The following is a 9,650-nucleotide window of genomic DNA, read 5'->3' on the forward strand; positions in this document are numbered from 1 at the left end:
ACCTATTAATAGTACTTAACTACCTCCTCTTAACTAGACTTTTTAACATACCACTCCAAAGCAGTTTCGAATCATTAACTTTAGGTTAATAATTCTGCTTTCAGGTTGATTGATCCTGCATACTAAAAAGAGTTTTATAGATCAGGAGATAAGTATTAAGGAAAGCCTCATGGAAGGTTCGGTTCAGAATAAAGAACGTATATGGACAAAACGTCGACATGCAAAACAACTCAAACTGGAAATGGCTACAGAATATGCCGATGGCTGCATTATTCCGGCAGAAGATATTATAAAAGTATTAGAAATATTGATTACGCCAGGCGATAAAGTAGTTCTGGAAGGAAATAACCAGAAACAGGCAGATTTTCTATCTCGTTCACTAGTACAAGTCAATCCGGAGATTCTGCATGACCTGCATATGATTATGCCCAGCGTTGGGCGTCCGGAACATCTGGATCTGTTTGAAAAAGGTATTGCCCGCAAGCTGGACTTTTCTTTTGCAGGAACACAAAGTCTTAGAATCAGTCAATTAATTGAAGACGGGCTGCTCGAAGTTGGAGCCATCCATACTTATATTGAACTCTATTCACGGTTACTGGTTGACCTTATTCCCAACGTTGTACTTTCAGCAGGTTTTATGGCAGACCGGCAGGGCAATATCTATACCGGCCCAAGTACAGAAGATTCTCCAGCTTTAATAGAACCTGCTGCTTTTAGTGACGGTATTGTAATAGTCCAGGTAAATGAACTGGTTGATGATGTTACAGATTTACCGCGGGTTGATATTCCTGCTTCATGGGTAGATTTTGTCGTGGTAGCAGATAAACCATTTTATATCGAACCTTTATTTACACGTGATCCGAAACACATCAAGCCTGTGCATATATTGATGGCCATGATGGCGATCCGCGGTATTTATGAACGTCATCAAGTGCAATCTTTAAATCATGGGATCGGTTTTAACACAGCAGCGATTGAACTGATTTTACCTACTTATGGCGAATCCCTGGGTTTAAAAGGCAAGATTTGCCGCAACTGGACACTCAATCCGCACCCGACATTAATACCTGCCATTGAAACTGGATGGGTGGAAAGTGTGCATTGCTTCGGGACCGAGCTAGGCATGGAAAAATATATTGCTGCCCGCCCTGATGTATTTTTTACCGGTCGAGATGGCTCATTACGTTCTAACCGTATGATGTGCCAGTTGGCTGGACAGTACGCAGTAGATCTGTTTATTGGAGCAACGCTTCAGGTAGATGGAAGCGGGAACTCTTCCACGGTTACTAAAGGCCGACTTGCCGGTTTTGGTGGAGCACCCAATATGGGCCATGACCCTCGTGGACGCAGACATGCCACACCTGCCTGGCTGGACATGCGGAGCACAGAACAAACTGATACAGATACTTATCTCGCTCGTGGCAAGAAACTGGTTGTACAGATGGTAGAAACCTTTCAGGAAGGTGGAAAACCGACTTTTGTAAATACGCTTGATGCAGTAAATGTAGCTCAAAAAGCTGGTATGGCACTGGCACCTATCATGATTTATGGTGACGATGTAACCCATTTACTCACTGAGGAAGGAATTGCCTACCTATATAAAGCCCGCAGTATGCAAGAACGAGAAGAGATGATTGCAGCGGTTGCAGGTGTAACTGATATAGGTCTTAATCATAACCCTAAAACAACTGAACGCCTGCGTCAGGAAGGTCTGGTGGTCTTTCCAGAAGACCTGGGGATACGCCGTACTGATGCAACACGCGAATTACTGGCTGCCAAAAATATTGCAGAGCTTGTGTCCTGGTCAGATGGCTTATATCAACCACCTGCAAAATTCAGGAGCTGGTAATGATGGCTGTTTTAACCGGAACTTCTTTGACTGTGGCCGAGCGGCTGGCTGAATTTGCCGTCCAGGCATTACTAGATGAAGTAAATCTGACTCCTAAGCCGGCACTGGTCGACCAGCGTGGCAGTGGTGCACATGATGACCTTAGCCTTGAGCTAATGGAGCATTCTGCACAAAGCCTGTTTCCCATGTTTAAGGCAATGGCTCAGGCCGCAGAAAAATATGGAACTGTCTGTCAGTCATTAAGAGAAGAAATTGGTCATATTGGGCGTCAAGGTGAGAAGCAAATGCTGCAGGTAACTCAAGGCATTAATACGCATCGTGGTGCAATCTGGTCACTTGGATTAATGGTCACTGCTACAGCGCTTACTCTTGAAAAGCAGAAAAGGCTAACGGTACCTGACTTATGCAGGCTTGCCGGAAAAATTGCCTGTTTGGAAGACCGGTTCATTCCAGTACAGGCATTAACACATGGCCAGAAAATCCGGCAGCAATATGGCATAAATGGTGCCAAACAGCAGGCCCAGCAAGGTTTTCCAGTAATAGTTCAGTACGGTTGGCCGCAATTATGCCTGAGCCGTAGTAAAAGCATAAGTGAAAGTCATGCACGGCTTGATAGCTTGCTTGCCATGATGTCACAGCTTACAGATACCTGTGTCATTTATCGAGCTGGCCTTTCCGGGCTAGAACAGATGCAGGACGGTGCAAAATATGTTCTGGCCTCAGGAGGAAGTTCTACCTTAAAAGGACAGCAGGCTTTACAACAGCTAGAACATAATTTACTGGCCATTAGAGCGTCGGCCGGGGGAGCAGCAGATTTACTGGCAGCCTTACTGTTTCTGGATAGCATAACCAGAATGGACCATAAAATATTAAAGTATGACTAAGTATGGAAATATTAAATTTTGAATTTAATGCGGGAAAAGTACCTCAAAAATCTATTGTAGTTGGCTGTGTAGGTTCAGGAGATCTGGAAATTCTGATGGAACCCGGTTCAGAAAGAAAGCTTAAAGTCAGGGTAACAACTTCAGTAGATGGCAGCAGTCAGCGTTGGAATAACCTGTTTGAACGGGTATTTACCAGCCAGCTTCCACCAGCAGTCAATATTGATATCCACGATTTTGGAGCGACACCGGGAGTTGTCCGTTTAAGGCTGGAACAGGCCTTTGAGGAGATAGAAAATGCCGGATAAAAATAAACTACTAGAACAGCAGAGCTTTATTGAATTAAATGCCCGTGAACGTGCTTGGTCATTTCTGGACCCGGACAGCGGGCGCGAACTGCTTGATCCATTTGCACGAATTATGTCGCCGTGGCTGCCCAAGCAAAATATTGTACCGCAGGCCGATGATGGCGTTGTAATTATCAAAGGATTGATCCAGCAGCAACCTACTGTTGTCATCTCAATTGAGGGTGTATTTCAGGGAGGAAGTCTTGGGGAAGTCGGCGGTGCCAAAATTGCTGGCGCACTTGAAATGGCAATCGAAGATAACCGTCAGGGAATTCCGACCACCGCTATTTTACTGCTAGAAACTGGTGGCGTACGTTTGCAGGAGGCTAACTTGGGTCTGGCTGCTATTGCAGAAATTCAGGCAGCAATTGTTGAGCTTAGACAATACCGGCCTGTGATTGGAATTATTGCAGGAAGTGTGGGTTGCTTCGGTGGAATGTCAATTGCAGCAGGGTTATGCAGTTACCTGATCATGACACAGGAAGGCCGTCTTGGGTTAAACGGACCACAGGTAATTGAACAGGAAGCAGGTATACAGGAATATGATGCTAAAGACCGTCCTTTTATCTGGAGTATTACCGGAGGGGCTCAGCGTTTTGCCAGCAGCCTAGTCCATGCTTATGTACAAGATGACCGAGAACAAATGAGACAACAGGTGATTAACTATATGCAGCAGGGTATACCTCAACTGCATCGCAGTTCAGACTATTCTTTTTATCTGCCCAAACTCAGTCAAATAGATACATCAGAGCAATTATTGCCTGTTCAGGTGCAAGCGTTGTATCAGGGAGAACAGACATGAATATGGATATAAACGCCATCAAGTTTTCAATTCGGGGTAAACACTGGTTTGAAATTTTAACCCGAGGTTTCCAGAGAATTGAAACTGGCATTCATTCTCTGCTGGTTGCCGATGGACAAATAGACGGGCAGATGTTGCGGGTATTTGCAGTTGTACCGGATATTCATAATCACTTTCCACGGGCACGCAAAGGCGAGGTAGGACTCCTTGAAGGATGGTCACTGGCAAAAGCTGTAGATCAACTTATTCAATTCGATGAAGGAAAAAAAGATAAGCGTGCAATTTTATGTATTGTCGATGTGCCGAGTCAGGCTTATGGGCGTCGTGAAGAATTGCTGGGGATACATCAGGCTTTGGCCGGTGCAGTAGACAGTTATGTACGTGCACGTCTGGCCGGACATCCGGTAGTCAGCCTACTGGTTGGAAAATCAATGTCGGGTGCTTTTCTGGCTCATGGCTATCAGGCAAACCGGATGTTAGCATTAAAGGATTCTGGCGTGATGGTACATGCCATGGGCAAGGAATCTGCTGCACGTGTAACATTACGTACAGTAGACGAGCTGGAGCAACTGGCTGCCAATATTCCACCAATGGCGTATGACATTGAAAGCTACAACACATTAGGATTACTGTCTGACATGCTGGAAGTCAGTGATGCAGACCAGCCTACCGGCCAGGACATGTTTAATGTCCAGCAGGCTCTGGTTCATGCATTTATCAATATTAGGCAACAGGGCACGACTGACCTTAAACACCGTTTGAATGCAGAAAATCGTAATGTCTCTAAACAGGTACGTGAATTATTACGTGAGCAATGGTCATGAATACTCAGCTGCAGCCACATGACTTGCTGTGGGGAATGACGCCGGCTATGTTACCGCAAGATGCGCCTGAGTGGGTAGCACATGAATTGTCACGGGAAGTGCCGGTGGTGATACGCCGTGCATCTACCCGTCCTGCTGTAATTGCAGTCGGTATTCGTGGAAAATGCCGTAGCCTACGCTATGCCACCGAGATGCCTGTTCAGGCGATTACCCAACATATCAAGCCTGAGGCGCTGGTGAAAACAGACCTTGCCGAGTTTCCCCATCTCCAGAAAAGCCTGAAACTGGTAGGGCAGGTTATGGAAAGTATTGGCTTACCTTGGGGTTATACCGGTAGTACAGGCTTTGAACTGGCAACCGGTCTGAGAACAGTGACAGAACAGAGTGATATAGACCTGTTAATACGTGCAGAGTGCTTAATGGAAAAAGAGCAGGCACGAACTATTTTACAGCAGCTCGATGTCCTTAAACTCAAAATAGATGTACAGCTTCAGACCCCTTCAGGGGGTATCGCATTAAAGGAATGGGCACAAGCAGCAGGAAGTATTTTACTAAAACGTCAAAATGCGGCTGTTTTAGTGCTCAATCCTTGGAAACTGGAAGGAGCTTAATATGAGTTCGATCTGGGTATATCCAGGACAGGGCGCCCAAAAAATCAATATGTTACATGAGCTGCCAATCCATAAACTGGTGAAACAGTATCTTGAACAGGCGTCTGACGTTTTAAAACAGGATGTGCTGCTACTGGATCAACCTGAAAATCTCAGATCAAATTATGCAGTTCAGTTATGTTTATATCTGTCGGGCATAATTAGTTCTGCTCTTCTAACTGAACAGAATATTTATCCAGACTACGTGGCCGGTTTATCAATTGGAGCATGGGCAGCAGCGACCGTCGCCGGTGTAATCAGTTTCGAAGATGGTTTAAAACTTGTGGCCAGACGAGGCGAGCTAATGCAACAGGCCTATCCGCAAGGATATGGTATGACAGCAGTGATCGGCACAGATCGTATGAGGGTGGAACAATGGATATCACAGGTTCGTATAAAAACTCCAGATATATATATAGCCAATATCAATGCCAGCAATCAGATAGTCATTTCAGGTTCAGAGGAAGCAATGCAACAGGTTTCCAGCCTTGCACGTCTGGACGGCGCAATCGTAAAACGTCTGGCGGTTAGTGTCCCTTCACACTGTATATTGCTTGAACCGCAAGCTAGACAGCTATATATCGATATAAAAGGAGTAGCTTCCGCACAACCTAAAATTAAATATTTAAGTGGTACCTCTGCACGTTTACTGCGAACAGATGTCCAGATACTCGATGACCTTACTTTTAATATGAGCCGGATGATTGACTGGGAGAGTACGGTCCAGGCTGCTTGGGAAAGAGGAGTCAGATTACATATTGAAGCTTTACCCGGCACTGTACTGACCGGCTTGGCACGAAAAATATTTAAAGAGGGTTCAGTTTTATGTTTTCAGAATACTCAACTGGACAGTTTGATCACTGCAATGCAAAAAGAGCAGGTAAGCTGAAGTAAAACCTAGCTAAAACAAAATGATGTAACTCAATGGATAGAGGAATGTAAAATGATTATATATGGAACAGCAATTCTGGCAATCTGCCATCTGTTAGGTGATTATCTTGGAAATACTTTAGGCCTGCTGCTGGGTGTAAAGGCTAATGTGGGCGGTGTTGCTATTTCCATGATCCTGTTAATTCTGGCCAAAGAAATCTTGATGAAAAAGGGATATTTGCCTCAAGTAACCCAGTTTGGAGTGCTGTACTGGTCAGGAATGTATATTCCTATCGTGGTCGCAATGTCGGCAGGTCAGAATGTAGTTGCTGCATTGTCTGGCGGAATAGTTGGTATCATCGTTGCGGTGACTTCCTTAATAGGCACAGTATTTGTGATTCGTTACCTAAACCGTATGAGTGGTGATTACGAAACTTATAGCTGGTCTATCGAAGCCGAAGAAAAGACTGCCTAATAATAATCAGAATTAATGGACTAAAAAGGAAAAATTATGGATGCACTTATTGCGGTTTTAAGTAAAAATGCGCTAGTCACTGCGCTTGCAGTGACAGGGCTGATGATGTTTGTCTCCCATCTGCTTTCAAAATATCTGACTAAAGGTAAGCTGCAGAGCTCGGCTATCGCTATTACGTTAGGGCTGGTCGTCGCCTACTTCGCTGGTGTATATACGCAGGGTACGAAAGGAATTTCAGATATTGCAGTTTTCTCAGGTTTTGCCTTGCTGGGTGGGGCCATGATTCGGGATCTTGCCATTGCTTCAACAGCATTTGAAGTTGATGTAAAAGAAGTGAAAAAAGCTGGGAAAATCGGTTTTGTTGCCCTATTACTGGGCTGTGTAGTGCCTTTTATAATTGGTGCTATGATTGCCTGGGTAATGGGATATAAAGACCCTGTTTCAATGACGACTATCGGAGCTGGCGCAATGACTTATATTGTAGGCCCGATTACCGGTACGGCCATTGGTGCCAGTTCTGAAGTTATTGCATTGTCTATCGCAATTGGCCTGATCAAATCTGTCTTCTTTATGGTCGGTACTCCTTTACTTGCAAAATTTATGTACCTGAAAAGCCCGCGCTCAGCCATGGTTTTTGGCGGCCTTGCAGGTACCACCAGCGGTACTGCAGCAGGCCTTGCTGGAACAGATGTTCGTCTGGTGCCTTATGGTGCGCTGGTTGCAACTTTTTATACAGGACTGGGATGTCTGCTTGGACCTTCTGTATTTTTCCTGACAATAAATGCTCTTTTTGGCTAAAACTGTTAACACCCTCAAATGAGCAATAGCTGAAATCAACTCTGTTGCTCAATTATTCAAGCAGATACTGCTGGGCAAACATCCGGCATTCTGCAATCAAGGCCAAAAGATTCGGATCACGTTCTTTACTTTTAAGAAAGACCAGACCTATTTCCTGCTTAATCTGGTACTTCGCCTGTAAAGGAATAAGACGGACTGAGCTTTCATAAATAGATGAAATACGGCCGGGGAGCAGTGCAAGACCAACACCACTACTCACCATGCTGATTAAAGTAAAAATATCACTAACCTGTAAAAAAACTTTTGGGTCAATTCCTGCCTTCTCAAAGACTGTATCACTATCATGGCGGGGTGCGAAACCTTTTGAAAGTGTCAGGAATGTCTCATCTTTAAGTAAACTCAGATCAATTTCATGTTCTTCGGCGAGCAAAGAGTTTTTATTTACAGCCAAGTAAATACTGTCCTGAAACATAGGTAGCCGTTCAAAATCCAGATCATCTGTGGTGTCATTGAGAGCCACAATAATTGCATCCAGCTCGGTAGATTTTAATTTTTTTACCAGATCCAGATTGGAACTGAGCAGAAGCTGAATATCAAGTTCGCCGCGTCGTAATTTTAAACCGCTAATCACATTTGGTATGGTATTTACTGTAAGTGAATAGAGTGAACCCAAATGCAGGACTTTGGCTGCAAACCCTGCGGCTTCACGGGTTTTATTTACAGTGGTGATCATATCCTGAACAAGTTTTTGTGAATGCTCTTGCAGTACATAAGCGCTTTTTAAGGGAATCAGGTTACGGCCTTCATTTTTAAATAACGGACAACGTAGCGCGCTTTCCAGAGAATGCAGTGCTTTGTGTACGCTAACCGTACTGATCTGCATTTCTGCTGCAGTTTTCGACAAATTTCCATAGCGCATGAACATTAGAAATATCTGTATTTTTTTTAGAGTGAGCTCTTCATCAATTTCCATATCTTCTGTTATTTCCAGTATTCAAGACATCCAGCTTTTTTATCATAATGATTTGTATGGAAAATGATATTGAATAAAAGCTTCATTTCAAAAATTTATATATAAACTGATGCACTATCTAATTAAAATTAATAAACACGCATAAAAGAATAATCTATTCAAGGCTAAACCGGGCAATTTTAACTGATCCAGTTTAGCCTTAAGCGGGTTTGCAAATTAGTTTACTGATAAAGAAATAATTTTATAGTACTGGTTAACCGGCTCCGCTTTAGGATTTTGAGTTTCTGTTATCTCAAGCAGGTATTGTCCTGCGGCTGGAAACGTCAGATTTGCTCTACCTTTTAAATCGGTCAGAACAGTTTTTGTATTTTGTTCACTTTGACCTTTTTCCTTTATTACTATTTCTGCTTTAGTTAAAAGCTTATTATTTTTTGAAACTGCTAAGCTTACAGGATGTCCTGCCTTAATATTATTCGGATGACTGGAAAACTTGACTTGGAGGGGAAAATCTATTTTTTCTTTAACTTCAGTCAGTTTGTTTTTCGAGAGATATGTTTCAATACTCCATTCACGAGTCACATTTTTTAATTGAGGTGTTTTCTTGAAATCACCAGGAATAACATAGTCCCGCTCAGCAATACTTTTTTCTTTTCCTTCTGTTGTATCATAAAAAATCTTCCATTCTTTATTATAAAGCGCATATTGCAGCGGATAGGAGACTTTTGACGAGATATAGTATGTTCCGTCAAGTTTTAAAGCTAAGTCAAAAACAGTTGCCGATTTTAATTGAGTATTCGGGGTAACCGTCGTTTGACTTTGATCTGGTTGAGTAATATGAAAGACCACATCTTTTAAAGCATATTCACTGGCAAAAGGAACCTCCGCATAACCGGAAATAACAGGTATTTGAGTATTTTCAGTGATAAATGCTAGAGGCGCTACATAAGGTTCATGTGCGAATACAATGCTGGGTATCAGGGCGACTAAAAAAATATAGTTTTTCATTTTAAGCTTATCAAGGGTTTTTGAGCATAAAGTATATATGAAAATGATTCTTATTTCATAATTTATACTGTCTAACCTGTGAGCTGGTAGAACTATTAAAAATGATTATAAAAGTTATTAACTTTGAATCACTATTAAATTTCATCTAGATAATTATATATTTGATTCTAGCTATA

General features: G+C 42.9%; 11 protein-coding genes. 9 read left to right on the top strand and 2 right to left on the bottom strand.

From position 1 onward, the window contains the following. Window positions 1-169: 169 nt before the first annotated feature. Genes mdcA through madM form a run of 9 tightly spaced genes read left to right on the top strand, consistent with a single transcriptional unit; the run spans window position 170 to window position 7,496 of the window. A complete protein-coding gene (gene mdcA, locus J502_RS15255; protein ID WP_005406486.1) occupies window positions 170-1,849 on the top strand; it encodes a malonate decarboxylase subunit alpha in 1,680 nt (559 codons plus the stop codon). Further along, window positions 1,849-2,733: a triphosphoribosyl-dephospho-CoA synthase gene (locus tag J502_RS15260; RefSeq protein WP_034684994.1), complete on the top strand. Its 885-nt coding sequence runs from the start codon at window positions 1,849-1,851 to the stop codon at window positions 2,731-2,733. Before mdcA ends, J502_RS15260 begins: the two co-directional genes overlap by 1 nt. A gap of 2 nt (window positions 2,734-2,735) precedes the next feature. Further along, window positions 2,736-3,038: a malonate decarboxylase subunit delta gene (locus J502_RS15265; RefSeq protein ID WP_005019778.1), complete on the top strand. Its 303-nt coding sequence runs from the start codon at window positions 2,736-2,738 to the stop codon at window positions 3,036-3,038. After that, a complete protein-coding gene (locus tag J502_RS15270) occupies window positions 3,028-3,879 on the top strand; it encodes a biotin-independent malonate decarboxylase subunit beta (RefSeq protein WP_005406319.1) in 852 nt (283 codons plus the stop codon). The genes J502_RS15265 and J502_RS15270 overlap by 11 nt, the downstream gene beginning before the upstream one ends. Continuing rightward, window positions 3,876-4,703, top strand: coding sequence for a biotin-independent malonate decarboxylase subunit gamma (gene mdcE, locus J502_RS15275; RefSeq protein WP_005406309.1), 828 nt, complete (start codon window positions 3,876-3,878; stop codon window positions 4,701-4,703). The genes J502_RS15270 and mdcE overlap by 4 nt, the downstream gene beginning before the upstream one ends. Next, a complete protein-coding gene (locus J502_RS15280) occupies window positions 4,700-5,314 on the top strand; it encodes a malonate decarboxylase holo-ACP synthase (RefSeq protein ID WP_005406350.1) in 615 nt (204 codons plus the stop codon). The genes mdcE and J502_RS15280 overlap by 4 nt, the downstream gene beginning before the upstream one ends. 1 nt (window position 5,315) lies before the next feature. Continuing rightward, window positions 5,316-6,242 carry a malonate decarboxylase subunit epsilon gene (mdcH, locus tag J502_RS15285; RefSeq protein ID WP_005406269.1) on the top strand — a complete coding sequence of 309 codons (927 nt, stop codon included), beginning with the start codon at window positions 5,316-5,318 and terminating at the stop codon, window positions 6,240-6,242. A gap of 54 nt (window positions 6,243-6,296) precedes the next feature. Continuing rightward, the gene (gene madL / locus J502_RS15290) at window positions 6,297-6,698 is read left to right on the top strand and encodes a malonate transporter subunit MadL (RefSeq protein ID WP_005406475.1); all 402 of its coding nucleotides are present in this window, start codon (window positions 6,297-6,299) and stop codon (window positions 6,696-6,698) included. A 36-nt stretch (window positions 6,699-6,734) separates the two neighbouring features. Next, complete coding sequence (gene madM, locus J502_RS15295) at window positions 6,735-7,496, top strand: malonate transporter subunit MadM (protein WP_005406226.1); 762 nt, start codon at window positions 6,735-6,737, stop codon at window positions 7,494-7,496. Window positions 7,497-7,548: 52 nt separating this feature from the next. On the opposite strand, the gene J502_RS15300 is transcribed toward madM, so the two are convergent. Together J502_RS15300 and J502_RS15305 are read right to left on the bottom strand one after the other, a co-directional pair. Beyond that, window positions 7,549-8,469: a LysR family transcriptional regulator gene (locus J502_RS15300; RefSeq protein WP_034670656.1), complete on the bottom strand. Its 921-nt coding sequence runs from the start codon at window positions 8,467-8,469 to the stop codon at window positions 7,549-7,551. A gap of 216 nt (window positions 8,470-8,685) precedes the next feature. Next, window positions 8,686-9,474, bottom strand: coding sequence for a DUF4198 domain-containing protein (locus tag J502_RS15305; protein WP_005406366.1), 789 nt, complete (start codon window positions 9,472-9,474; stop codon window positions 8,686-8,688). Window positions 9,475-9,650: the final 176 nt, after the last annotated feature.

The organism is Acinetobacter sp. 1294596 (assembly GCF_000582925.1).
GTDB classification, from domain to species: domain Bacteria; phylum Pseudomonadota; class Gammaproteobacteria; order Pseudomonadales; family Moraxellaceae; genus Acinetobacter; species Acinetobacter radioresistens.